The sequence below is a fragment of the Rhodophyticola sp. SM2404 genome, assembly GCF_053570515.1.
Genome location: NZ_JBSEDL010000001.1, coordinates 262,298 through 285,071 on the forward strand (window position 1 = coordinate 262,298; position 22,774 = coordinate 285,071).

The 22,774-nt window shown below is 58.0% G+C and carries 24 protein-coding genes; 16 read left to right on the forward strand and 8 right to left on the reverse strand.

The window, feature by feature from the left end; translation table 11 throughout:
• Position 1: 1 nt before the first annotated feature.
• The 10 genes from ACTYEO_RS01305 (at position 2) to ACTYEO_RS01350 (ending at position 10,608) form a co-directional block, all read left to right on the forward strand.
• Positions 2 to 1,543 carry a benzoate-CoA ligase family protein gene (locus tag ACTYEO_RS01305; RefSeq protein WP_449321901.1) on the forward strand — a complete coding sequence of 514 codons (1,542 nt, stop codon included), beginning with the start codon at positions 2 to 4 and terminating at the stop codon, positions 1,541 to 1,543.
• Complete coding sequence (locus ACTYEO_RS01310) at positions 1,540 to 2,364, forward strand: alpha/beta fold hydrolase (RefSeq protein WP_449321902.1); 825 nt, start codon at positions 1,540 to 1,542, stop codon at positions 2,362 to 2,364. The genes ACTYEO_RS01305 and ACTYEO_RS01310 overlap by 4 nt, the downstream gene beginning before the upstream one ends.
• Positions 2,361 to 3,914, forward strand: coding sequence for a 3,4-dehydroadipyl-CoA semialdehyde dehydrogenase (locus ACTYEO_RS01315; protein WP_449321903.1), 1,554 nt, complete (start codon positions 2,361 to 2,363; stop codon positions 3,912 to 3,914). The genes ACTYEO_RS01310 and ACTYEO_RS01315 overlap by 4 nt, the downstream gene beginning before the upstream one ends.
• On the forward strand, positions 3,911 to 4,372 hold the full coding sequence (locus ACTYEO_RS01320) for a DUF309 domain-containing protein (RefSeq protein WP_449321904.1): 462 nt from the start codon (positions 3,911 to 3,913) through the stop codon (positions 4,370 to 4,372). Before ACTYEO_RS01315 ends, ACTYEO_RS01320 begins: the two co-directional genes overlap by 4 nt.
• Positions 4,373 to 4,522: 150 nt before the next feature.
• Positions 4,523 to 6,184 (forward strand): 2,3-epoxybenzoyl-CoA dihydrolase, encoded by a 1,662-nt coding sequence (gene boxC, locus ACTYEO_RS01325; RefSeq protein ID WP_449321905.1) that lies wholly within the window; start codon positions 4,523 to 4,525, stop codon positions 6,182 to 6,184.
• 107 nt (positions 6,185 to 6,291) lie between these two features.
• The gene (gene boxB / locus ACTYEO_RS01330; RefSeq protein WP_449322212.1) at positions 6,292 to 7,743 is read left to right on the forward strand and encodes a benzoyl-CoA 2,3-epoxidase subunit BoxB; all 1,452 of its coding nucleotides are present in this window, start codon (positions 6,292 to 6,294) and stop codon (positions 7,741 to 7,743) included.
• Positions 7,744 to 7,805: 62 nt separating this feature from the next.
• The gene (locus ACTYEO_RS01335) at positions 7,806 to 7,982 is read left to right on the forward strand and encodes a hypothetical protein (RefSeq protein ID WP_449321906.1); all 177 of its coding nucleotides are present in this window, start codon (positions 7,806 to 7,808) and stop codon (positions 7,980 to 7,982) included.
• Complete coding sequence (gene boxA, locus ACTYEO_RS01340) at positions 7,975 to 9,162, forward strand: benzoyl-CoA 2,3-epoxidase subunit BoxA (RefSeq protein WP_449321907.1); 1,188 nt, start codon at positions 7,975 to 7,977, stop codon at positions 9,160 to 9,162. Before ACTYEO_RS01335 ends, boxA begins: the two co-directional genes overlap by 8 nt.
• 16 nt (positions 9,163 to 9,178) lie before the next feature.
• Positions 9,179 to 9,610 (forward strand): acyl-CoA thioesterase, encoded by a 432-nt coding sequence (locus tag ACTYEO_RS01345; RefSeq protein WP_449321908.1) that lies wholly within the window; start codon positions 9,179 to 9,181, stop codon positions 9,608 to 9,610.
• A gap of 80 nt (positions 9,611 to 9,690) precedes the next feature.
• On the forward strand, positions 9,691 to 10,608 hold the full coding sequence (locus ACTYEO_RS01350) for a helix-turn-helix transcriptional regulator (protein ID WP_449321909.1): 918 nt from the start codon (positions 9,691 to 9,693) through the stop codon (positions 10,606 to 10,608).
• 51 nt (positions 10,609 to 10,659) lie between these two features.
• On the opposite strand, the gene ACTYEO_RS01355 is transcribed toward ACTYEO_RS01350, so the two are convergent.
• Positions 10,660 to 11,448, reverse strand: coding sequence for an enoyl-CoA hydratase-related protein (locus tag ACTYEO_RS01355; RefSeq protein WP_449321910.1), 789 nt, complete (start codon positions 11,446 to 11,448; stop codon positions 10,660 to 10,662).
• A 70-nt stretch (positions 11,449 to 11,518) separates the two neighbouring features.
• Here ACTYEO_RS01355 and ACTYEO_RS01360 point away from each other — a divergent pair, with 70 nt between their 5' ends.
• From ACTYEO_RS01360 to ACTYEO_RS01370, 3 genes are all read left to right on the forward strand, one after another.
• Positions 11,519 to 13,585 (forward strand): FAD-dependent oxidoreductase, encoded by a 2,067-nt coding sequence (locus ACTYEO_RS01360; RefSeq protein ID WP_449321911.1) that lies wholly within the window; start codon positions 11,519 to 11,521, stop codon positions 13,583 to 13,585.
• Between the two features lie 104 nt (positions 13,586 to 13,689).
• The gene (locus tag ACTYEO_RS01365) at positions 13,690 to 14,154 is read left to right on the forward strand and encodes a MarR family winged helix-turn-helix transcriptional regulator (RefSeq protein WP_449321912.1); all 465 of its coding nucleotides are present in this window, start codon (positions 13,690 to 13,692) and stop codon (positions 14,152 to 14,154) included.
• 2 nt (positions 14,155 to 14,156) lie between these two features.
• Positions 14,157 to 14,924 carry an SDR family NAD(P)-dependent oxidoreductase gene (locus ACTYEO_RS01370; protein ID WP_449321913.1) on the forward strand — a complete coding sequence of 256 codons (768 nt, stop codon included), beginning with the start codon at positions 14,157 to 14,159 and terminating at the stop codon, positions 14,922 to 14,924.
• Positions 14,925 to 14,933: 9 nt separating this feature from the next.
• Here the strand turns inward: ACTYEO_RS01370 and ACTYEO_RS01375 are convergent, their stop codons facing one another.
• From ACTYEO_RS01375 to pobA, 6 genes are read right to left on the reverse strand one after another with little or no spacing between them, the layout of a single operon-like run.
• Entirely contained in the window at positions 14,934 to 15,767 is an 834-nt protein-coding gene (locus ACTYEO_RS01375) for a 3-keto-5-aminohexanoate cleavage protein (RefSeq protein ID WP_449321914.1), read from the reverse strand.
• A 3-nt stretch (positions 15,768 to 15,770) separates the two neighbouring features.
• Entirely contained in the window at positions 15,771 to 16,382 is a 612-nt protein-coding gene (gene pcaG / locus ACTYEO_RS01380; protein WP_449321915.1) for a protocatechuate 3,4-dioxygenase subunit alpha, read from the reverse strand.
• Positions 16,382 to 17,122: a protocatechuate 3,4-dioxygenase subunit beta gene (pcaH, locus tag ACTYEO_RS01385; RefSeq protein ID WP_449321916.1), complete on the reverse strand. Its 741-nt coding sequence runs from the start codon at positions 17,120 to 17,122 to the stop codon at positions 16,382 to 16,384. Before pcaH ends, pcaG begins: the two co-directional genes overlap by 1 nt.
• Positions 17,112 to 17,501, reverse strand: coding sequence for a 4-carboxymuconolactone decarboxylase (gene pcaC / locus ACTYEO_RS01390; RefSeq protein WP_449321917.1), 390 nt, complete (start codon positions 17,499 to 17,501; stop codon positions 17,112 to 17,114). Before pcaC ends, pcaH begins: the two co-directional genes overlap by 11 nt.
• Entirely contained in the window at positions 17,494 to 18,282 is a 789-nt protein-coding gene (gene pcaD, locus ACTYEO_RS01395; RefSeq protein ID WP_449321918.1) for a 3-oxoadipate enol-lactonase, read from the reverse strand. The genes pcaC and pcaD overlap by 8 nt, the downstream gene beginning before the upstream one ends.
• Positions 18,282 to 19,451, reverse strand: coding sequence for a 4-hydroxybenzoate 3-monooxygenase (gene pobA / locus ACTYEO_RS01400; RefSeq protein WP_449321919.1), 1,170 nt, complete (start codon positions 19,449 to 19,451; stop codon positions 18,282 to 18,284). The genes pcaD and pobA overlap by 1 nt, the downstream gene beginning before the upstream one ends.
• A 94-nt stretch (positions 19,452 to 19,545) precedes the next feature.
• Between pobA and pcaQ the strand changes: the two genes are divergently transcribed.
• From pcaQ to ACTYEO_RS01415, 3 genes are all read left to right on the forward strand, one after another.
• Positions 19,546 to 20,463 carry a pca operon transcription factor PcaQ gene (pcaQ, locus tag ACTYEO_RS01405; protein ID WP_449321920.1) on the forward strand — a complete coding sequence of 306 codons (918 nt, stop codon included), beginning with the start codon at positions 19,546 to 19,548 and terminating at the stop codon, positions 20,461 to 20,463.
• Between the two features lie 61 nt (positions 20,464 to 20,524).
• Complete coding sequence (locus ACTYEO_RS01410; protein WP_449321921.1) at positions 20,525 to 21,454, forward strand: LysR family transcriptional regulator; 930 nt, start codon at positions 20,525 to 20,527, stop codon at positions 21,452 to 21,454.
• Positions 21,451 to 21,933 (forward strand): ureidoglycolate lyase, encoded by a 483-nt coding sequence (locus ACTYEO_RS01415; RefSeq protein ID WP_449321922.1) that lies wholly within the window; start codon positions 21,451 to 21,453, stop codon positions 21,931 to 21,933. The genes ACTYEO_RS01410 and ACTYEO_RS01415 overlap by 4 nt, the downstream gene beginning before the upstream one ends.
• Before the next feature lie 3 nt (positions 21,934 to 21,936).
• Here ACTYEO_RS01415 and ACTYEO_RS01420 read toward each other — a convergent pair whose 3' ends face one another.
• Complete coding sequence (locus ACTYEO_RS01420) at positions 21,937 to 22,761, reverse strand: bifunctional allantoicase/(S)-ureidoglycine aminohydrolase (RefSeq protein WP_449321923.1); 825 nt, start codon at positions 22,759 to 22,761, stop codon at positions 21,937 to 21,939.
• Positions 22,762 to 22,774: the final 13 nt, after the last annotated feature.

Below are 22,774 nucleotides of genomic sequence, written 5' to 3' on the forward strand. Positions count from 1 at the left end.
GATGACACATGACAATGCAGCGCTCTATTTTGTTGATCGGCATCTAGAAGAAGGTCGCGCCGATAAGCCTGCCTTCATGGAGGCGGCAGGGGCAAAACGCAGCCAAAGCTATGGTGAATTGGCCGCGAGATCGGGCCAAGTGGCAGGGGCGCTTAAACGCGCAGGCATCCACCGTGAAGAGCGCATGGCCTGCCTCGTTCTGGATCAGTTGGAATACCCTGAGATTTTCTGGGGCGGGTTGAAATCGGGCTCCATCCCTGTGGCGCTGAACACGCTTCTTGCGACCAGTGTCTATGAGGTGATCCTGAAGGATAGCCGTGCTGCAATCCTGTTTGTCTCGGCGGAATTGCTAGATGTGGTCATGCCCGCCGCGCGGCTTTGCCCTGATCTTCGAAAGATCGTGGTGATTGGTGGCGATGCGCCTGAAGGCACCCTATCCTATGAGGCCTTTATGGACGGGGCCGATATTCTGCCCGCGATTGAGGTTTCCGCAGATGAGACGGCCTTTTGGCTTTATTCCTCGGGCTCCACGGGGCAGCCCAAAGGTGTGCGGCATGTGCATGGGGCGCTGAGGGCGACATCAGATACATATGGCGCGCAGGTTCTGGGGATCCGCGAGGATGACGTGGTGTTCTCGGCGGCCAAGATCTTCTTTGCCTATGGCATGGGCAATGCGCTGACCTTCCCGATGTCGGTCGGGGCCACGACAATCCTGTTCAATGGCAGACCTACCCCCGATGCGGTCTTGCAGATCATCTCGGAGATGAAGCCTTCCATCTATTACGGTGTTCCGACCCTTTATGCCGCCACCTTGGCAGCGCTTGACGGGCGCGAAACACCCCCATCGGCGATGCGGCTTTGCGTGTCAGCGGGCGAGGCTCTACCTGAGGAGATCGGCAATCGTTGGCGCGAGGTTTGGGGCGTGGATATTCTCGATGGTGTGGGCTCCACCGAGATGCTTCATATCTTTTTGTCGAACCGCGTGGGCGATGTTGTCTATGGCACTTCTGGGACCGCCGTGCCCGGATATGATCTGCGTTGCGTTGATGAAGAGGGCGCGGATGTCGAGATTGGCGGCGTCGGTGAATTGCTGGTGCGCGGTGCATCGGCTGCGGATGGCTATTGGAACAAACGCGACAAGAGCCGCACAACCTTTGAAGGCGAATGGACCCGCACGGGTGATAAATACATCCGGCAGGAGGGCGAAAGGTTCGTCTATTGCGGGCGTACGGATGACATGTTCAAGGTCTCGGGTATCTGGGTCAGCCCCTTCGAGATTGAGCAGGCGCTGTCGGCCCATAATGACGTGTTGGAAGCCGCCGTTGTTGCTGCGCGTGACACGGATGGTTTGGAAAAACCCAAAGCTTTCATCGTGCTGAAAAACGGAAGCGACGCTGCAGATGTCCAGCATGGGCTTAAGGATTTCGTCAAAGAACGTATCGGAAAATGGAAATATCCCCGCTGGATCGAGATCGTTGATGATCTGCCAAAAACGGCCACAGGCAAAATCCAGCGCTTCAAACTACGTGAGGTGGATGCATGAGTGTGACTTGGTCTGATGGCGCAACTGGCAAGATAGAGGCGGGCGGCAAGGCGCTGGAATATGCCTGTTTCGGCCCCGCACCTGATCAAGCGCCAACGATTGTGATGTTGCATGAAGGTTTGGGCTGTATCGCCCTTTGGCGGGATTTTCCGCAAAAGCTGGCCGAGGCGACAGGGCTTGGCGTGTTTGTCTATTCCCGCGCGGGATATGGTGGATCGGAGGCGGCCGATCTTCCGCGTCCGCTTGATTATATGACCCAAGAGGCGCTTGAGGTTCTACCGCAGGTTCTGGACGCTTTCGGGTTTCAAAGCGGGGTGCTTCTGGGCCATTCCGATGGGGCCTCGATTTCCGCGATCTATGCAGGTTCGATCAATGATTACCGCGTGCGCGGGCTTGTGCTGATCGCACCGCATTTCTTCACCGAAGAGGTGGGTCTTGCCGCCATCGCTCAGGCGCGTGAAAGTTTTGCCACTTCAGATATGAAGGCGCGGCTTGGCAAATATCACAATGATCCTGAACATAGTTTCCGTGGCTGGAATGAGGCATGGCTTCATCCCGATTTCAAGAAATGGGATATTGGCGAAGTGATTGATTATTTCCGCATCCCTACGCTGGCCATTCAGGGGCGGCAGGACCAATACGGCACGCTGGCCCAGATCGAGGAGATCGAGACGCGCAGCTATGCGCCCGTTGATACGGTCATTCTGGATGACTGCCGCCATTCCCCCCATATCGACCAACCCCAAGCCGTTATTGATGCCGTGGCCCAGTTCAGCGCGCATCTTATCCGCATCGAAAACGAGAGCGTCAAAATCGCATGAAACTGCAAAGCTATCTTCAGAATACTTGGGTCGAAGGCACAGGCGAGGGCCGCGCTTTGGTCAATCCCGTAACGGGTGAGGAAATCGCCCGCGCTGATGCGACAGGGCTTGATGTGAAAGCGGCCGTTGCTTTCGCGCGTGAGACGGGCGGGGCTGCCTTGCGGTCCCTCAGCTTTGCCGAGCGTGGCGCTTTGCTTAAGGCTGTGGCCGAGGTTCTGGGGGCCAATCGCGACCGCTATGTCGAGATTGCGCAGCGCAATTCAGGCAATACGGGCTTAGATGCCTCGATCGATATTGATGGTGGTATCGGGACCCTGAAATATTACGCCTTCCTTGCCAAAAGCCTTGGTGATGCAAAGACAATGCTTGAAGACGGCCGCGATCAACTTGGGCGGGAATCTGTCTTTGTAGCACAGCATCTGTGGACAACCCGCCCCGGCGTTGCGGTGCAGATCAATGCTTTTAATTTCCCCTCTTGGGGCATGTGGGAGAAGGTGGCCGTTGCCATGCTGGCGGGTGTGCCCTCTATCGCCAAGCCTGCCACGGCGACGGCGCTTCTGTCTTATGAAATGGTGCGGGATGTGGCGCAGGCGAAGGTGCTGCCCGAAGGCGCGCTCAGCCTGATCTGCGGCGGGGGTGAGGCTCTGCTTGAAGCGGTCGGGCCAATGGATTCCATCGCCTTCACAGGCTCGGCTGCGACGGGCCAGATGATTTCGCGCCATGACGCCGTGATTGCCTCGGGTTGTCGCGTGACGATTGAGGCGGATTCGGTCAATGCGACCATCCTCGGAGAGGATGCCGCGCCCGGAACGCCTGTTTTCGATCTGGCGGTGCGTGAGGTGGTCAAGGCACTCAGCGTCAAAGCGGGGCAGCTTTGCACGAATATCCGCCGTATCTTTGTGCCCGCCGCCCATGCCGATGCCTTTGGAGAAGCGGTGGCCTCAAAGCTTGGCACGCTTGTTGTGGGCGACCCCGCAGAGGAGGCTACGCGGGTTGGCCCATTGATTAATGCGGCCCAAAAGACCGAGGCGCTGGAAAAGATCGCCAAGCTGGCCACAGAATGCTCGGTGGTTGGTGAAGCGCCTCTTGGGGATGTCGCTGCGCAATCGGGTTTTGTGGCTCCTACGCTTTTGCGCTGCACCGATCCCGCGGGCGCGAAGCTTGTGCATGAGATCGAGGTTTTCGGCCCAGTTGCCACCATGCTGCCCTATAGCGATCTGGATCAGGCGATGGCCTTGGCATCCAAGGCAGAAGGCTCGCTTGCCCTTAGCCTGTTCTCCAATGATCCCGCCGTGCAGGACGCTGTTATCTTGGGCCTCGCCCCTTGGCATGGGCGGGTTTTGGTTGTCGATGAGGAGGTTGGCAAAAACCATACGGGCCACGCGATCGTCATGCCGCAATGCACCCATGGCGGGCCAGGTCGGGCAGGCGGCGGTGAGGAGCTGGGTGGCTTGCGCGGTTTGCGCTTCCATATGCAGCGCACCGCTATTCAGGGAGGTCCAGCCCTGCTGGAGCGTCTGCAAAGCAACGCAAGACTTGGCGGCTTGTGAGCGCGCAATCACCCCTCAGCTGGCGTCCGCCCCATGCCTATGTGCCGGGGCAGAGCCCGCGCCATGACGAGGAATTGTTCGATCATCTGAAAGATGTGGATGCGGCGACCCCCGCCGAGGGGTTGGCGCGCAGTCAGGCCTATGCGGCGGGGCTCGTCTTTCTCAGGGAGGCCTATTTCTGGGAAGCCCATGAGATGCTGGAACCCGTTTGGATGGCCTGCCCCCCAAACAGTGCCGAGCGTGTTTTTGTGCAAGCTCTGGTGCAGCTTGCCAATGCTGGTTTGAAAACCCGCATGCAGCGCCCGCAGGCGGCAGCGCGGCTTTATGCCCAAGCCGATGCCCTTTTTGAGGATGCACTGCGCCGTGCCGATGGTGCGGTGCTGGAGATGTCACAGGGTGATCTGCGCGAATTGGTGGCGCATGTGCATTTAATTGCAAACGACTCAGTTGAAAATTAGTGCAATATAGTGCATATTTTGTTAAATACTGAGTGCGACACCTGTTTTATACATAAAAACAACAGGATAAGGCGCTAATTTTTTTCATGCCGAGCCTTTACTCCGTTTGGCGCGGCACTATAATGCAACTAACGAGGGAGAGGATACACCATGTCCAAGGTCATCGATTTTCAGGTGGACCCGTCCACATATCGCCACTGGAAGGTGGAGTATGATGGGCCTGTGGCCAATCTATTCATGGATGTAGACGAGGATGGTGGCCTTTTTGATGGCTATCAGCTCAAGCTCAATTCCTATGATCTGGGCGTGGATATCGAGCTTGCTGATATCGTGCAGCGTATGCGGTTCGAGCATCCCGAGGTCAAAACCGTGGTCATGCAATCGGCCAAGGACAAGGTGTTTTGCGCGGGCGCAAATATCCGCATGCTAGGTGGGGCGGCGCATAGCCATAAGGTTAATTTCTGTAAATTCACCAATGAGACGCGCAATACCTTTGAGGCGGCGGAAGAAGATTCAGGCCAGCAATATATTGCGGCCGTGAAAGGTGCATGTGCGGGCGGCGGGTATGAGCTGGCTTTGGCCTGCAATTACATCATGCTGACCGATGACCGCACGTCTTCGGTGTCTCTGCCCGAGGTCCCGCTTTTGGCGGTGCTTCCCGGGACAGGTGGCCTGACCCGTGTGACCGACAAGCGCAAGGTGCGCCGCGACCGTGCCGATATTTTCTGTTCCGTCGAAGAAGGCGTGAAGGGCCAGCGCGCAAAAGACTGGCGCTTGGTGGATGAGGTTGTGGCCAATTCCAAATTTGACGAAACCGTCATCGCCCGCGCCAAAGAATTCGCAGCCAATTCCAAAAAGGCAGATGTCGCCAAGGGGATCGCATTGACCCCCCTACAGCGCAGCTTTGGCGAAGACGGCTCGGTGACCTATTCCACTGTTGAGGTCACGGTCGATCGCGCAGGCCGCAAGGCCACGATCATGATCCATGGCCCGAAAGACGATGCGCCCAAGGATATGAACGCTTTCACCGACCAAGGTGCCGAGGCCTATATGCTGCGCCTTGCCCGTGAATTGGATGATGCGATCCTGCATCTGCGCCTCAACGAGATGGAGCTTGGCCTTTGGGCATTCCACACGCAGGGCGATGCAGACAAGCTTTTGTCGCATGAGGCCTTGCTTCTGGAAAATGCTGATCATTGGCTGGCCAATGAGGTGCTGAAATATTGGAAACGTGTGCTCAAGCGGGTCGATGTGACCTCGCGCTCCTTGGTGGCGCTGGTCGAGCATGGCTCCTGCTTTGCAGGCGTTCTGGCCGAGCTGCTCTTTGCGGTGGACCGCTCCTATATGATGGAAGACGAATTCGAGGGCGATAACCGCCAACTGGCTGCTGTCACCCTGAGCGATGCCAATTTCGGCCCCTTCCCGATGGGTAATGACCTGACCCGCCTTGAGACCCGTTTTCTTGGCGAGCCCGAGGCCGTGGATGCGGCCAAGGCGCGGATGGATGAGGCTTTGGAGGCGGAAGACGCCGATGAGCTGGGCCTTGTGACCATGATCCTTGATGACATCGATTGGGAAGACGAGATCCGCGTCTTCATGGAGGAGCGCGCAAGCTTCTCGCCCGATGCGATGACGGGGATGGAAGCCAATCTGCGCTTTGCTGGCCCCGAGACGATGGAAACCCGTATCTTCGGGCGTCTGACGGCATGGCAGAACTGGATTTTCAATCGACCAAATGCGGTTGGTGCGGATGGCGCGTTGCAGCGCTACGGCACTGGCGTTCGGGGCGATTACAATATGGAGCGCGTCTAGGCGCGCTCTGCTTGGTGGGGGCAAACCCGCCTCACGGGCTCCGGCAGTGATCGGTACCGTTGCAAAGGTAACGTGCGGGCCAGCCCCGCTTCTGAATGGAGAGTATGATGCTTGACCTGATCAATGTGAGCTATGACACCCAAATCCCCAATAATGTCGGGCTGAGTGCTGACCGCAAGGTCCTCAAGGCGCTGGAGCGTTGGCACCCTGGTTATATCAACTGGTGGAATGACCTGATCCCGCAGAACTTTCAGGAATCGATGGTTTATCTGCGCACGGCGGTCTCGGTTGACCCGAAGGGTTGGGCGAAGTTCGATTATGTCAAAATGCCCGATTACCGTTGGGGCGTTTTGCTGGCGCCTCAAAACGAAGAGCGTGTGATCCCCTTTGGTGAGCATAAGGGCGAGAAAGCTTGGCAGGAAGTGCCGGGTGAATACCGCAATATGGTCAAGCGTCTGATCGTCATTCAGGGCGATACCGAGCCTGGATCGGTTGAGCAGCAGCGCTTCCTCGGCCTGACTGCGCCATCGCTTTACGACATGCGCAACCTGTTTCAGGTCAACGTAGAAGAGGGCCGTCACCTGTGGGCGATGGTCTATCTGCTGTTCAAATATTTCGGCAAGGATGGCCGTGAAGAAGCGGATGATTTGCTGCAGCGCTCCTCGGGCTCGGAAGAAGCGCCGCGCATGTTGGGCGCGTTCAATGAAGAAACACCTGATTGGTTGTCTTTCTTCATGTTCACCTATTTCACCGACCGTGACGGCAAGATGCAGCTGGAAAGCTTGGCGCAATCGGGTTTTGACCCGCTCAGCCGGACCTGCCGCTTCATGCTGACCGAAGAAGCGCATCACATGTTTGTTGGTGAAACAGGTGTTGGCCGTACGATCCAAGCCACCGTCGAGGCGATGAACAAAGCGGGCATCACAGACCCCTATGACATCGACAAGATCCGTGACCTTGGCGTAATCGACCTGCCCACAATTCAGAAAAAGCTGAACCTGCATTACTCGCTCAGCCTTGATCTCTTTGGTCAGGAAGTTTCGACCAATGCGGCCACAGCCTTCAATTGCGGCATCAAGGGTCGCTATATGGAAGGGCGTCTGGATGACGACCACCAGCTGAAAAATGACAGCTATATCGTACGGACTGTCAAGGACGGCGCTATTGTGGCCGAAGACGTGCCTGCCCTGACCGCGATCAATATGCGTCTGCGCGATGATTATATCCGTGACGCATCGGGTGGCATCGGGCGCTGGAACAAGATCATCGAAAAAGCCGGTGTCGAATTCCAACTGGCGCTGCCGCATGAAGCCTTCCACCGCCAGATCGGTGTGTTCTCGGCCATCAAGGCCAACCCAGAGGGCGATATCATTTCGCAGGCGGAATGGGATCAGAAGGCCCCCGATTGGCTGCCGACCATGGCAGATGGTGATTTCATCCAATCCCTGATGAAGCCCTGCTATGAGCCCGGAAAATTCGCAAGCTGGATTTCGCCCCCGAAAGTGGGCATCGATAACAAGCCTGGCGATTTTGAATACGTCAAACTGCATATGGCGTAAGGTGATCAAGCAAGGGGCGGCAACGCGCTGCCCCTTTCGCTGACCTGAGGGGGAGAGAGATCATGCAGATGCAACTCAAAGCTGGCGCGGCTGATCGTGTCACACGCTTGGCGCAAGATGTGGCCTCTCTCTCGGGTCCGTGCATCGGTTGCACGAAATGCACGGGTCTTTGTCAGGCCTTGATTGAGGTCATGACCCTGCCCGACACCATCCTGACACGCGGAGCGCGCAATGAATAAGCCTCTCAAGCAACACCTGATCGACCCCGAGATTTGCATCCGCTGCTACACGTGCGAGATGACCTGCCCTGTGGGCGCGATCGAACATGACGATAATAATGTCGTTGTGAATGCGGAAAGCTGCAATTTCTGCATGGATTGTATTCCGGTTTGCCCCACAGGCTCGATTGATGAATGGCGCGTGGTGGCCGAGCCCTACAGCCTTGAAGATCAATATGGCTGGGATGAGCTGCCCGAGCAGGAAGAGCTTGGCAGCGATGAGGCCGATACAGGGCTTGAAGCGCTGGATGAGGAAATGGCCAAGCTGCTGGCTGATGCCCATAAGGGCGCAGGCGGCAAGGCCAAAGCCCCTGCAAGTGCTGCGAAAGCTTCGGTGAATATGTATACGCTTGGCAAGCCTGCCACGGCGAAGGTCACGGGCAATCTGGCCCTGACCAAAGACCCCACGCATGATGTGCGCCATATCATTCTTGATCTGGGGGCCTTGCCCTTTCCGGTGCTGGAAGGCCAATCGGTTGGTATCATCCCTCCGGGGTTGGATGCAGATGGCAAACCCCATCTTCCGCGGCTCTACTCCATCTCCTCGCCCCGTGATGGCGAGCGTCCGAATTTCAACAATATCTCGCTGACCGTGAAGCGTGAGGAAAACGGGCTTTGCTCAAACTATGTGTGCGATCTGAGTGTGGGCGATGAGGTTCAGGTGACCGGCCCCTTCGGCGCGACTTTCCTGATGCCCGATGAAGCTGATGCGAAACTCTTGATGATTTGCACGGGCACAGGTTCGGCTCCTATGCGGGCTTTCACCATGCGCCGCCAGCGCGCGGCAGCGGGGCCATCGGGCGGGATGACGATGTTCTTCGGCGCCCGTGCGCCCGAGGCGCTGCCCTATTTCGGCCCTTTGAAAAAGGTGCCCTCCGATATTCTGGAACAACATCTTGTCTATAGCCGTGTTGAGGGCGCGCCCAAGGAATATGTGCAGGATCGTCTGCTCTCAGAGGCTGCGCGTGTGGGTGAGCTGCTGTCCGATCCAAAGACCTATGTCTATATCTGCGGCTTGCGCGGCATGGAGGAAGGCGTGGACAAAGCCTTTGCCCAGATCGCAGAAAATATCGGCGAGGACTGGGAGGGGTTGCGCACCAAATTGCGCGAAGATGGCCGCTACCATGTCGAAACCTATTGAGGGGCGGCACAGCTAAATGACCGCGCGCCCCGACACCGCTCTTCGGCATGAAATCCGCGTTACTTGGGGCGATTGCGACCCTGCGCGCATCGCCTATACGGGCCGCCTTCCTTGGTTTGCCCTTGATGCGATCAATGCATGGTGGGAGGAACGATTGGGTGGCGATGGTTGGTTCCAGATGGAGATCGACCGTAATATGGGCACGCCTTTCGTGCATATGTCGCTTGATTTCCACGCGCCCGTGACACCGCGCCACCGTCTGATCTGCCATGTCTGGCCCGTCCGCCTCGGGGAAACATCCATCGAGTTCCGCGTCGAAGCCGAGCAGGATGGCACCTTATGTTTCTCGGGCAATTTCGTCAGTGTCTTCACCAAGGCGGATGCGTTCAAAAAGCAACCACCGCCTGAAACCATTCGCAAATTGGTCGAAGAATTCCTGCCAAGCTGAGTAGGCGCAACCTCGTTTTAAGTCTTTGAATTCCGCAATGGCGCGGCTATCATGTGCATTATAATTCATATGAGCAGCACATGGCCGAGATCACGACATTCAGCGGAAATGCCACACAGGTAGACGGCGACACCCTCGCCGATATCGAGGTGGCGGCCCTTCTCAGCCAAGTGGGTGCGCGGGTACGCAAAGCGCGTGAGCTAAAGGGCGTGCCGCGCCGTGTTCTCTCCGAGATGTCAGGTGTCTCGCCGCGTTATCTTGCGCAGCTAGAAGGTGGTGAGGGGAATATCTCGATCGGGCTTCTCAAACGGGTCGCAATTGCCCTTGATCAAAGCTTGGAAAGCTTGGTCGGTGCGGAAGACCCTTGGGAATCCGACCTTTTGCAAGTGGCTGATCTGTTCCGTGTTGCCGACCATTCCACGCAGGAGGCTGTGCTGCGTCTGTTGAACTATGACAGTGCGGGAACACAGCGCGCGCAACGTCTATGTCTTGTTGGATTGCGCGGCGCGGGGAAATCCACCTTGGGGCGCATGCTTGGCGAAAAGCTTGGTGCGCCTTTTGTCGAATTGAACCGCGAGATCGAAAATCATGGCGGAATGCCCGTGGACGAGATCATCGCGCTTTACGGACAGGAAGGGTATCGCAAGCTGGAGGCCGATGCGCTTGACCGTGTGGTTGCCACCTATGACCGCGTGGTTTTGGCTGTGGCAGGCGGGATCGTCTCCGAGACGTCGACCTATAACAAACTGCTATCGCGGTTTCATACCGTCTGGGTCAAAGCCAGCCCGCAGGAACATATGGATCGCGTGCGCGCCCAAGGGGATGAACGCCCGATGGCAGGCAACCCCGAGGCGATGGCGCAGTTGAAATCCATCCTTGTTAATCGCGAAGCGCTTTATGATCGTGCGCATGCACAACTGGATACATCTGCCCAAAATCTCGAGCAATCACTGGCGGGTTTGCTGGCTTTGGTCGAAGCGCGCCATTTTCTCGACTAGGGTATTGCGCCTTTTATCTTGGGTTGCTCGGACCATCGCACGCAGCGCGTTTTAGCGGTAATTCGGTTTGCGTTTCTCAAGGAAAGATAGGACGCCTTCGGCATAGTCTGGGTGGCGACCTGCTGCGCCTTGGGCGGCAGCTTCGGCTTTGAGATAGGCTTCAAAATCCATACCCGAACTGGCGGCGGCCACGCTTTTCTTGATTGAGGCGAGGGCCATGCGCGGCGTGCGGGCAAGCTGTGCCAGCAGCGCATCAGCGCTTTCATCAAGGGCGTCCTGGGGCACGGCTTTGTAGATCAGCCCCAAGGCATGTGCCTCAGTTGCGCTGATCGTCTCGGCCAGCATCAGGGCGGCCTTGGCGCGTGCGGGGCCAAGCGCATGGGTCAGATGCCACCCGCCACCTGCATCAACAGACAGCCCGACCTTGGAAAAGCTCTGAGTGAAATTGGCGCTTTCGGCGGCGATCACGAAGTCACAGGCCAGCGCAAGGCTTGCGCCTGCACCTGCGGCCACGCCATTGACCTTGGCCAGCACAGGCTTCGGCATGGAGGTGATGAGCGTCACAACGGGGTGGAACAATTCGATCTGGAGTGCCTCAAGATCGAAGCCATCGGGATGGGCGCGCGGATCACGCTCCGAGAGGTCCTGACCTGCGCAAAACCCGCGCCCTTCACCCGTCAGGCAGATCACCCGCACCGCATCATCCTCAGACAATTTGCGCAAAATATCGGCAAGCCCGATCATCAACGGTCGGGTAACCGCGTTCAACCGCTCAGGGCGGTTCAGCCGGACCATGGCAATGCCATCATTCACGTCAAAAAGAACTGGGTTTTCGGACATTTTGCCCCTCCGTCGAATTTGCAATTTATCGCACAAGGTGCAATAAAACGCAAAATTCTTGGGAGTCCATATGAGCGTTGAATTTCATCGGAACGGGGCGGTTGCCTTTGTCGAAATGGCCAACCCTCCGGTCAATGCAATCGGGCTTGCCACGCGCGACGGTTTGCAGCGCGCCATTGATTGGGTGACGGGTGAAAAAGGCCTGTCACGGGTGGTTTTGTCGGGACAGGGGCGCGCCTTTGCGGCCGGTGGGGATGCCCGCGAATTCGACGGGCCAGCGCTTGAGCCGCATCTCAATGAAATTATCAACCAGATCGAGGCCTCCGAGGTTCCGTGGGTGGCGGCCATTAATGGGGTCGCTCTTGGTGGCGGATGCGAATTGGCGCTTGCCTGCCGCTACCGCATCATCGCCCCCAAGGCACAGATCGGCTTGCCCGAGGTGAATTTGGGTATCGTCCCCGGCTCGGGCGGAACGCAGCGTTTGCCGCGCTTGGTTGGCATAAAACAAGCGCTTGAAATGATCCCCACGGCCAAGCCTGTTTCAGCGCAAAAGGCCGAGGAAATAGGCCTTGTCGATGGCATCGCCGATGATCCTGTTGCTTTGGCGGCCTCGCTTGATCTGGGCACGATTGAGTTGAGTGCGCAGATCTGTGATTTGCCTGCACCCACCCCCGCCCCTGAGGCGGTTGAGGCGGCGCGCGAAGTGGCGCTCAAACGGATGCGTGGTGTAAACGCGCCATTGATTGCGATTGACCTGATCGCGGGGACCGCTCAGGTGCCGATGGCTGAGGGGTTGGCGGCGGAGCGCACACAGTTTCTTGAGTTGCGCCATTCCGATCAAGCGCGTGCCTTGCGGCATATGTTTTTCTCGGAACGCGCAGCGAAAGCGCCTGATTGGTTGGTTGCAGAACCTGTCGCGCTTGAACATGTGGCCGTTGTGGGTGGTGGCACAATGGGGGCAGGGATCGCCTATGCGCTGCTCAATGCAGGGCTGCGTGTGACCCTGTTGGAAACAGACGAAGAAGGCGTGGCGCGGGCGCGCGCGAATGTCGAAAAGATCATCGAGGCGAGCCTGAAGCGCGGTTTGATCACGGATCAGGCTGCCGAGGACCGCCGCGCGCGCATCAATTTTGCCCATGATTATGCGCAAGCATCCTCCGCCACTCTGGCGATTGAGGCGGCGTTCGAAAGCATGGAGGTCAAGCAACAGGTCTTCACGGCGCTTGAGGCCCATTTGCCAAAAACCGCGATCCTTGCGACCAATACGTCCTATCTGGATGTGAACGAGATTGCCGCCGTGGTCGCTGACCCGTCGCGCGTGGTGGGGCTGCATTTCTTTGCGCCTGCCCATATCATGAAATTGCTTGAGATCGTGCGGGCGGATGCGTCTTCCGACACCTCTTTGGCAACTGGGTTTGCTCTGGCCAAATTGCTTCGGAAAATCCCTGTTCTGGCAGGTGTTTGCGACGGATTTATTGGCAATCGCATCTTGTTTCGCTACCGCGAGGCCGCCGATACCGTGCTGATGGATGCCTCCACCCCATGGGAGATTGACGAGGCCATGGTCGAGTTCGGCTATGCCATGGGGCCTTATGAGACGCAGGATCTTTCAGGGCTGGATATCGCCTTCGCCAATCGGCGCAGGCTTGATGCCACCCGAGACCCGAACCGCCGCTACATACCGATTGCCGACCGCATGATCGAGCTTGGCAAATTGGGCAAGAAAACCGGAGCAGGGTGGTATCGCTATCCGGGCGGGGGCGGGAAGGTCGAAGACCCGATCGTCGCTGATCTGGCCTTGGAAGAGGCCCATTTTGCCAAGATCACCCGTTATGAGCTGAGCGATGGCGACATCCGCCACCGCATGTTGATGGCGATGATCAATGAAGCCTGTGACATTCTTTACGAGGGCATTGCGGCCTCGGCCCGCGATATCGATCTGGTAACGGTGTTTGGCTATGGCTTCCCGCGCTGGCGGGGCGGGTTGATGCATTATGCCGATACGCTCGGGGCCACGGCCATTCTGGGGGCCCTCCAAAAGTTGAGCGAAGAGGATGCGCTTGTCTGGAAGCCAAGCCCGCTTATCGAGGATTGCGCCGCCAAAGGTTTGCGCTTTGCCGATTGGGTGCGCGGCTAGCCCCAGTTTGTATGTGCAACATAACTGTTACGCTGCTAAACATTATGCTGTAATGCTGGTGCTGCAAAAGGCCTGTCCAAGGCCGCGAGACTGAGTGAGGGATCATGGCCGATCAGATTGAGGATAATGCAAAGCTGCGCGCGGGGCAGCTGGATGGCTTCATTGGATATAACCTCAAACGTGCGAATTTGCTGGTGCAAGGCGCCACGCGTCGCGTGCTTGAGCCACATGATCTGACCCCCAGTGCATTTGCGACCCTCTCCTTGGTTATGAGCCATCCCGGTATCACCCAAAGCGAGGTTGCGCGGCAGTTGGGCATTGAACGCTCGGGCCTTGTTGCGCTGGTCGACAAGTTGCAAGGTCGCGGTTTCGTCAAGCGCGAGCCTGTTCCAGGTGATCGGCGCGTGCAGGCCTTGCATCCAACATCTGCGGGCTGTGCCGCCTATGATGTTGTCTTGCGCGATATTCGGGATCTCGAGGATCGAATGTTCAAGGATTTCAGCGATCAGGAGCGGGGGGCTTTGCTCTCTATTCTTGGCAAATTGCGCACAGGTTTGGAGGAGGAGTGAGCATGATTTTTGAAAAGGGAAGCATCGCGGTTGTAACGGGCGGTGCCTCAGGGCTTGGCGCGGCAACCGCGCAAGCGCTGGCTGACAAAGGTTTGAAGGTCGCGCTGTTTGACCTCAACGCAGACGCGGGTGAGGCACATGCCGCCGCGATCGGGGGCAGCTTTCACAAGGTAGATGTCTCGGACTCCGCCAGCGTTGCCGCAGGGTTTGATGCAGCACTTGAGGCGGGCGGGCAATTGCGCGTGATGGTGAATTGCGCGGGCATCGGCCCTGCTGCCAAGACCGTTTCCCGAGGCGAGCCGCATGATGCAGGCATGTTTGCCAAAACGATTGGTGTGAACCTGATTGGCAGTTTCAACTGTGCTAGCCAAGCGGCGGCGCGCATGGTGGCGCTTGACCCAATTGGGGATGATGGCGGGCGTGGCGTTATTGTGAATACCGCCTCGGTTGCGGCCTATGAAGGCCAAGTCGGGCAGGTGGCCTATGCCGCGTCCAAAGGGGGTGTGGTGGGGATGACTTTGCCCATGGCCCGTGATCTGGCGGATAAGGGCGTTCGGGTTTGCACCATTGCACCTGGCCTATTCCTGACCCCGCTTCTGGAGGGGTTGCCGCAAGAGGTGCAGGATTCGCTCGGGGCTCAGGTTCCCCATCCGTCGCGCTTGGGAATGCCGGCAGAATATGCAGCGCTGGTGTGCCATATCCTCGACAACCAGATGCTCAATGGTGAAACCATTCGCCTTGATGGCGCAATCCGGATGGCTCCGCGCTAATCCAAGCGGTCAAGCAGCGCGCAGCCCGAGGATGGCTCGGGCTTGCGCCACATTTGCAACTGGGCGTTCATATTTCTCGCAAACCTCAACCGTGCGCTGCACAAGTGCGGCGTTCGAGGGGGCCAATGCGCTTCGGTTGAGGCGGATATTGTCCTCAAGCCCCGTGCGGGCGTGCCCCCCCATCGAGATCGCCCAATCATTCAAAACGATCTGGTTTGCGCCAATTCCAGCCGCACACCAAGGGGCGTCTTCCCCGAAAAAGCGGTGGAAGGTCTTGATATAGAAGTCGAAAACCTCCCGATCGGCAGGCATCGCGTTTTTCACACCCATGACAAATTGCACATAAGGTGTGCCAGTCAATTGGCCATTTTTATGCATTTCTGCTGCGCGAAAAATATGGCTGAGATCGAAGGCCTCGATCTCGGGTTTGATCTCAAACCGCTGCATCTCGGCGGCCAGCCAATCCACCAGATCGGGCGGGTTTTCATAGACGCGGCTGGGGAAATTATTCGACCCCACAGAAAGCGAGGCCATATCGGGGCGCAAAGGCAGCATGCCGCCACGGGCGCGGCCTGCACCCGATCTTCCGCCCGTAGATAATTGGATGATCATGCCCGGGCAATGCGCCTCGACCCCTTCTTTGAGGCGGGCGAAGCGGTCAGGGTCCGAGCTGGGCGTGCCATCCTCCAGACGCACATGCGCATGACAAATCGTGGCCCCCGCTTCAAAGGCGGCCTGCGTGCTTTCCACTTGTTCAGTAACCGTAATCGGCACGGCAGGATTGTCCGATTTCTGCGGCACACTTCCAGTGATGGCGACGCAGATAATGCAGGGTGCGGTCATGGGTTACATATCCAGAAAGATTGTTTCATTCGGCCCCTGAATATGCACGTCAAAGCGGTAACGGCCATCCCCAAGCGACTTGGCCAATAGGGTCGGAATGCGGTTTTGATGCTCGATCCTGCTCAGGATCGGATCAACCACATTGGCTTCGGCCTCATCCTCGAAATAAAGGCGGGTATGCAGGCCGAGATTGATCCCGCGCGCCACGATCCAGACGCTGATATGGGGGGCCTGCATCCTGCCATCAGGCCAAGGCACCTGTCCGGGCTTGACGGTCTCAAAAGTAAATTCGCCGGTTTCCATATCACCCGGTGACCGCCCCCAGCCCGTGAAATTCGGGTCGGCCGCGCCGCGTGTTTCTTCGGGCGAGTTGAACAGACCAGCGGCATCGGCCTGCCAGATCTCGATCATGGCGTCCTTCATCACCATGCCCATCCCGTCATGGATTGCGCCTGTGATGGTGATCTCGGGGCCTTGTACAGGCCCCGTTTTCATCGAAGCCCCAAGATCGCCCCCGTAAATATCAATGCCACAAAAGGTTGGTGTGCAGCCGATATGGACATAAGGGCCTGCGGTTTGCGAGGCCGTTTCATGAAGCAGGTCAAGCTTTTGCATCACATGCCCTCCGGACGGTTTTCAAAGAAGGATTGACGACGCCCACGCAACACGATGTCGAATTTATAGGCGCGTGCATCCATCGGGATGGTGCGGGTCATATCCAAAGGCGCGATCAACCGCTCGGCCGAGGCCTTATCCTTGATCGTTCCCACGATGGGGCATTTCCAGATCAATGGGTCGCCCTCGAAATACATCTGGGTGATCAGGCGTTGCGCAAAGGAGCGTCCAAAGACCGAGAAATGGATATGGGCAGGCCGCCAGTCGTTTGCGCCATTGGGCCAAGGATAGGGGCCAGGCATGACAGTGCGGAATTCGTAATTCCCCTGCTCATCGGTGATGCAGCGACCGCAGCCGCCGAAATTGGGATCAAGGGCTGCGACATAGCCCTCCTTCTTGTGACGATACCGACCGCCTGCATTGGCCTGCCAAACCTCGACCAAAGCGCCTGCAACGCCGCGGCCTGTCTCGTCGATGACACGGCCATATACGATGATGCGCGGGCCGATGGCCATCTGGTCAGGGGCCGCGAAATTCAGGATCAGATCATTATCAAGAGGTCCAAGAATATTATGCCCGAAGACGGGTCCTGTTTCCTCGGACAAGGTGGATGGAAAGGACAAAAGCGCCGCTGTCGGGGACCGTTTTACGCTGGTTTTATAGGGTGCATGGAAGGCATCGGGATGGACCGAGTGGTCGCGCCCGACATAGCCCCCTTTGCGCGGCAGATCATTCTTCATCTGAGGCCTCCTCCATCTCGGCATAGGTTGCCTTGGCCAGCTTGATCGCATGGTTGGCCTTGGGCACGCCCGCATAGATTGCCACATGTTGGAAGGCTTGCATAACATCTTCCTTGCTTGCGCCTGTTCGGGCTGTGGCGCGTATATGCATGGGGATTTCCTCGAAATTCCCGCAAGCGGCCAAAAGCGCCAAGGTCAGCATGGAGCGTTCGCGCCTGCTGATGGTGTCATCGGCCCAAAGCGTGCCCCAAGCGGCATGGGTGATCAGCGTCTGGAATGGCGCATCAAAGGCGGTTTTATTCGCCTCGGCGCGATCCACATGGGCATCCCCCAAAATTTCGCGCCGCACCTTCATGCCGGTCTCGAATAGGTCAGACATGCGCTGTCTCCTTCAGAAAATCTGCCAATAGGGCGGAATAGGTTTCGGGGTCCTCGACGCAGGGCAGGTGGCCCGTGGCGGGGATGATATGGAATTGGCTTTCTGCGATCATATCCGCCGTGCCGCGCACCAGATCAGGGGGGCTTGCCCCATCCAACTCGCCAGCGATGACCAAGACGGGCAGGCGCAGGGTGCGGGTGCTTGGGGAAAGGTCGGCCTCGGCAATCGCTGCGCAACATCCCAGATAACCCTCAACAGGGGTGCGGCACAGCATATGGCCCCAAGGTATGCAGGCGGGCGAGGCGCGGAACTCGGGCGCAAACCAACGCTCAAGCACGGCATCTGCCATGGAGGCGAGACCCCCCTTGCGGATATGGGCCATGCGGCTTTGCCACATCTCGGGCGTGCCCATTTTGGCGGCGGTGTTTGACAGGACCAAAGCGCGGATCAGATCGGGGCGTTTGGCCGCCAGACCCTGCCCGATCATTCCACCGATCGAAAGACCTACGAACATTACATCGCGCAGGCCAAGTGCCTCGATCAGCCCTTCGGCATCAGCCACCAATTGCTCCATGCTATAGGGCGATGGCGGACACTCTGAGAGGCCATGCCCCCGCTTGTCATAGCGGATCGCGCGATAGCCTTCGGGCAGGCGCGCAATGATGTCATCCCAAAGGCGAAGATCGGTTCCAAGCGAATTGGCAAAAACAATTGGCTGGCCCGAAGGGTCGCCATCCTCGCGCCAGTGCAGGTTGATGCCATTTACGCGTATTGATTGCATCAATAGGGCAGTCCTACGTAATTCGTGGCCATGGCGCGCTGTGCATCTGTGTTGGAGCGCAGGAATTCCAGCTCGGCGATCTGCATTTTGAGGTCGAAATCCGTCTGGTCGGGGTAGCGGTGCATCAGACCCGAGAACCACCATGAGAACCGTTCGACCTTCCAAACGCGCGACAAGGCGCGCTCGGAATACCGATCAATCCCTTCGGCATCGCCTTCCTCATAGAATTGGCGCAACCCGTTATAGAGGTAATGCACATCGGAGGCGGCAGTGTTCAGCCCCTTTGCCCCTGTTGGCGGCACGATATGGGCGGCATCACCGCATAGAAACAGGCGGCCCCAACGCATCGGCTCGGCCACATAGGAGCGCAGCGGCGCAATCGATTTCTCAATGCTTGGGCCCGTGACCAGATTTTCGGCCTGATCGGCAGGGATGCGGCGCTTGAGTTCTTCCCAGAAATCCTCATCCGACCAATTCTCGACCTTATCGGTGGTGGGGCATTGAATGTAGTAGCGGCTCAGATTTGCATTCCGCATGGAGCATAGCGCGAAGCCGCGCGGCGAGTTTGCATAGATCAGTTCGTGATTGACGGGCGGTGTTTCCGACAGGACGCCAAGCCAGCCGAAAGGATAGACGCGCTCATATTCCTTCAGCACATCAGCGGGGATCGTCTTGCGCGAGACGCCATGAAACCCGTCACAGCCCGCGATAAAATCACAATCGATCCGACGGCTTTCGGAACCTACGCGGTACGTCACATAGGGGCTGTCGGTATCGGCATCGCAAATCTCGACATCTTCGGCATTGAATTCGATTTTGCCATCAGCGGCCTCGCGCGCGTCATAGAGATCGCGTGTCACCTCCGTCTGGCCATAGACCATCACGGGGTGGCCTGTGAGATCCTTGAAATTGACGCGGAACATCTCATCGCCATAGGAGAGCAGCGTGCCATCATGCGGCATGCCCTCGCGTTCCATACGCGCGCCGCAGCCTGCTTCTTTCATCAGCTCATATAGCCCGCGTTCCATCACGCCTGCACGGATGCGCGATAGGACATAATCGCGGGTTTTGCGTTCCAGCACGACCGAGTCGATCCCGCGGACATGCAAAAGCTGGGACAAAAGCAGGCCAGACGGCCCGCCCCCAATGATGGCAACTTGTGTTCTCATGATCGTTCTTCCCTTTGTATAGGAGAGAATGTATTCCAAATTATGCGAAGTAAATTGAATAAACGGCCATTTAACTTGCCATAATGGAATGTAAATGCATCACAGGATCAAACAGCGCCATTTGCGTGGCTTCGTCGAAATTGCCCGCCGCAAGGGGCTGAAACCTGCGGCCGAGGCGATGAATATGACCCAGCCCGCCGTCTCCAAACTGTTGAAAGACCTTGAAGGGATCATCGGCTTTACCTTGTTCGAGCGGGACCGCAGCGGAGCACGCCTGACGGAAGCGGGTGAGGTGTTCCTGCATTACGCGGATCAATCCTTGGCGGTGTTGCAACATGGGCTTTCCTCGCTTGAGGCGTTGAAGTCGGGCCAAGCTGGCCAGTTGCGGATCGGCGCTTTGCCCAGTGTGGCTGCGCGGTTTCTGCCTCGGGCCGTGTTGCGGTTTCGGGATTTGGCGCAGGCCGCTGATCTCAGCATCGAGCAAGGCTCGCATGAGACCTTGGTGGCGGGGTTGCGCAGTGGGGCGCTTGACCTTGTAGTGGGGCGGCTTGGTGCGCCCGAGACGATGGCGGGTTTGTCCTTTACCCAAGTTTATTCCGAGCGCGTGATGCTGGTCACTGCCGCCGATCACATGCTTGCGGGGTCATCACGGGTTGAGGCCCTATCGGAATGGCCCGTTCTTTACCCCCCGCGCGGCGCGGCGATCCGTCCTTCGGTGGACCGATTGTTTCTGTCGCTCGGGATGGGAGTTTTGCCGGACAGGATCGAAACGGTGTCAGAGCCTTTCGGGCGCGCGATGGTGCTGGGGCCTGCACAGGCGGTCTGGATCATCTCGGGCGGAGTTGTGGCCTCTGAGATCGAGGCGGGCATCATGCGTGCGATGGATATCGACACGGAAATCACCTCGGGCCCTGTCGGTATCATGGCGCGTTCTGAGGATGAGGTGATGCCTTTGGCGCGGCTCTTCCGCATGGCCGTTCTGGAAACCGCCGAGGCGCTGGAGTTGCGCTAGTGCCCGCAGCATTGTTCTGCTATGTCTGGCAATAGTTTCTGTTTTCAAGAATAAGCGAATAATGTCCTATTTTGACAATGTCCGAACCTTTGTGCGCGTTTATGAACTGGGCTCGATGTCTGCCGCAGGTCGGGATTTGCGTATCTCTCCTGCCGTGACATCGTCGCGGATTGCGCAGCTTGAGGATCATTTGGGGGTGCGTCTGTTTCAAAGAACCACGCGCAACTTGACCCCGACCGAGCAAGGCAAAGCCTTTTATGGCGGCGCTGTTGAGGTGCTTGATGCCGTCGAGCGGGCCGAGGCGGGGGTGGTCGATATCACTGAAAACCCCAAAGGCGCGCTCTATGTGGCGGCGCCGCTTGGTGTTGGGCGGCGCTTGATTGCACCGCAGGTGCCTGCCTTTCTGGCGGAATATCCTGAGGTCAGCCTGCGCCTGCGTCTGACCGATAGAAAGGTGGATCTGACAACTGAGGGCTTGGACCTGTCCTTCTTTTTAGGCCAACCCGAAGACAGCACGTTGCGCATTCGCAAGATCGCCGATTGCGCGCGGGTGCTCTGCGCGGCCCCTGCCTATATCGCGGCGCGTGGCATGCCGAATTCTGGCAAAGATCTTGTGGAAGATCGCCATGAATGCCTCAATCTGCGCTACCCAGGCGCGACCGAGTTTCAATGGCGTTTAATCACCAAGGACGGCCCCAAGAAATTCGCGGTTACGGGGCGCTATGAATGTGACGATGGCGATGTTCTGACTGATTGGGCCTTGTCGGGTAAAGGCATTGTGCTCAAACCTGTGTTCGAGGTGGCCGAACATCTCAAAGCGGGGCGCTTGTTGCCCGTGGCCGAACAGACCCCACCCGCCCCCGTGCAGATGGCCTGCCTTTACACGCATCGGCGCAGGCAAGATCCGAAGACACGGCTGTTTATGGAGTTTATCATCGACCGCATCGCGGCTGCGGTGAAGATAACAGATATCGAAAGCGAACAAACATGACCGAGCATCTGGAGATTACCCCCATCACGGCGCAGGCCTTTGCGCCTTTTGGCGATATTCTGGAGGCCGTGGGCGAGGCCGATAAGATCATCAATCAGGGCCTGTGCGGGCGGTTTCATGACCGTGCCAAGATCGATCTTGCGGATGGGCGTGCTGGGATCAGTATTTTCAAATCTGAGGCACGGGTCCTGCCCTATAAGCTTGAGATGGTGGAGCGCCACCCCGATGGCAGTCAGGCATTCATCCCGATGAGCTTTGATCCCTTTCTTGTGGTGGTGGCCCCAGATGAGGGGGGCAGGCCCGGTCGACCCATGGCCTTTCGCACAGAGGCGGGGCAGGGCATCAATTTCCACCGCAATATCTGGCACGGCGTTCTGACACCCTTGGCCGAGCCCGGCCTTTTTGCGGTGATTGACCGGATCGGCGAAGGCGCGAACCTTGAGGAATTCTGGTTCGAGACCCCCTATACCATAGGCTGAGCTTTAGCGCTGCGTCAGCTTCATGTGGCGGTTCACGTCCTTATAGAGCAAGTAGCGGAACTTGGCGGGCCCGCCCGCATAACAGGCCTGCGGGCAAAAGGCGCGTAGCCACATGTAATCTCCTGCCTCAACCTCAACCCAATCGGTGTTGAGCTTGTAGGCACCTTTCCCCTCCAGCACATAGAGACCATGCTCCATCACATGGGTCTCAAGAAAGGGGATCACGGCACCGGGTTCCAGCGTGACGATATTGACATGCATGTCATGGCGCAGATCATTTGGGTCGGCAAAACGGGTGGTGGCCCATTTGCCATCGGTGTCGGGCATCGGCGTCGGCGCGACGGCCTCGTCGCTGGTGATGATCGGATCGGGATGGGGCAGGCCCTCGACCGCGTCATAGGCTTTGCGAATCCAGTGGAAGATTGCCTTTGATCCGCTGCGGTTATGCAGCGTCCAAGCCATGCCAGCGGGAATATAGGCATAGCCGCCCGTGGACAGTGTATGGGTGGCCCCGTCCAATACCAGCTCGAGCTCGCCTTCGACCACAAACAGCACGGCTTGCGCGCCCCTATCATCCTCGGGGCGGTCTGACCCGCCACCGGGCAGGACTTCGGCGATATAATGGCTGAAGGTTTCGGCAAAGCCTGTCATCGGGCGTGCAATCACCCAAAAGCGGCTCGCCTCCCAAAAGGGCAGCAGGCTTGTCACGATATCGCGCATCGTGCCTTTGGGGATGACCGCATAGGCTTGGGTAAAAACCGCGCGATCTGTCAGAAGCTGGGTTTGATCGGGCAGGCCTGCGGGTGGTGTGGCATAGGTGGCGGGCATAGGGGCCTCAGGT

Coding starts and splice junctions, on each gene's coding strand:
- ACTYEO_RS01305 (WP_449321901.1), top strand. CDS start 2: ATGACACATGACAATGCAGCGCTCTATTTTGTTGATCGGCATCTAGAA.
- ACTYEO_RS01310 (WP_449321902.1), top strand. CDS start 1,540: ATGAGTGTGACTTGGTCTGATGGCGCAACTGGCAAGATAGAGGCGGGC.
- ACTYEO_RS01315 (WP_449321903.1), top strand. CDS start 2,361: ATGAAACTGCAAAGCTATCTTCAGAATACTTGGGTCGAAGGCACAGGC.
- boxC (WP_449321905.1), top strand. CDS start 4,523: ATGTCCAAGGTCATCGATTTTCAGGTGGACCCGTCCACATATCGCCAC.
- boxB (WP_449322212.1), top strand. CDS start 6,292: ATGCTTGACCTGATCAATGTGAGCTATGACACCCAAATCCCCAATAAT.
- ACTYEO_RS01335 (WP_449321906.1), top strand. CDS start 7,806: ATGCAGATGCAACTCAAAGCTGGCGCGGCTGATCGTGTCACACGCTTG.
- boxA (WP_449321907.1), top strand. CDS start 7,975: ATGAATAAGCCTCTCAAGCAACACCTGATCGACCCCGAGATTTGCATC.
- ACTYEO_RS01345 (WP_449321908.1), top strand. CDS start 9,179: ATGACCGCGCGCCCCGACACCGCTCTTCGGCATGAAATCCGCGTTACT.
- ACTYEO_RS01350 (WP_449321909.1), top strand. CDS start 9,691: ATGGCCGAGATCACGACATTCAGCGGAAATGCCACACAGGTAGACGGC.
- ACTYEO_RS01355 (WP_449321910.1), bottom strand. CDS start 11,448: ATGTCCGAAAACCCAGTTCTTTTTGACGTGAATGATGGCATTGCCATG.
- ACTYEO_RS01360 (WP_449321911.1), top strand. CDS start 11,519: ATGAGCGTTGAATTTCATCGGAACGGGGCGGTTGCCTTTGTCGAAATG.
- ACTYEO_RS01365 (WP_449321912.1), top strand. CDS start 13,690: ATGGCCGATCAGATTGAGGATAATGCAAAGCTGCGCGCGGGGCAGCTG.
- ACTYEO_RS01370 (WP_449321913.1), top strand. CDS start 14,157: ATGATTTTTGAAAAGGGAAGCATCGCGGTTGTAACGGGCGGTGCCTCA.
- ACTYEO_RS01375 (WP_449321914.1), bottom strand. CDS start 15,767: ATGACCGCACCCTGCATTATCTGCGTCGCCATCACTGGAAGTGTGCCG.
- pcaG (WP_449321915.1), bottom strand. CDS start 16,382: ATGCAAAAGCTTGACCTGCTTCATGAAACGGCCTCGCAAACCGCAGGC.
- pcaH (WP_449321916.1), bottom strand. CDS start 17,122: ATGAAGAATGATCTGCCGCGCAAAGGGGGCTATGTCGGGCGCGACCAC.
- pcaC (WP_449321917.1), bottom strand. CDS start 17,501: ATGTCTGACCTATTCGAGACCGGCATGAAGGTGCGGCGCGAAATTTTG.
- pcaD (WP_449321918.1), bottom strand. CDS start 18,282: ATGCAATCAATACGCGTAAATGGCATCAACCTGCACTGGCGCGAGGAT.
- pobA (WP_449321919.1), bottom strand. CDS start 19,451: ATGAGAACACAAGTTGCCATCATTGGGGGCGGGCCGTCTGGCCTGCTT.
- pcaQ (WP_449321920.1), top strand. CDS start 19,546: ATGCATCACAGGATCAAACAGCGCCATTTGCGTGGCTTCGTCGAAATT.
- ACTYEO_RS01410 (WP_449321921.1), top strand. CDS start 20,525: ATGTCCTATTTTGACAATGTCCGAACCTTTGTGCGCGTTTATGAACTG.
- ACTYEO_RS01415 (WP_449321922.1), top strand. CDS start 21,451: ATGACCGAGCATCTGGAGATTACCCCCATCACGGCGCAGGCCTTTGCG.
- ACTYEO_RS01420 (WP_449321923.1), bottom strand. CDS start 22,761: ATGCCCGCCACCTATGCCACACCACCCGCAGGCCTGCCCGATCAAACC.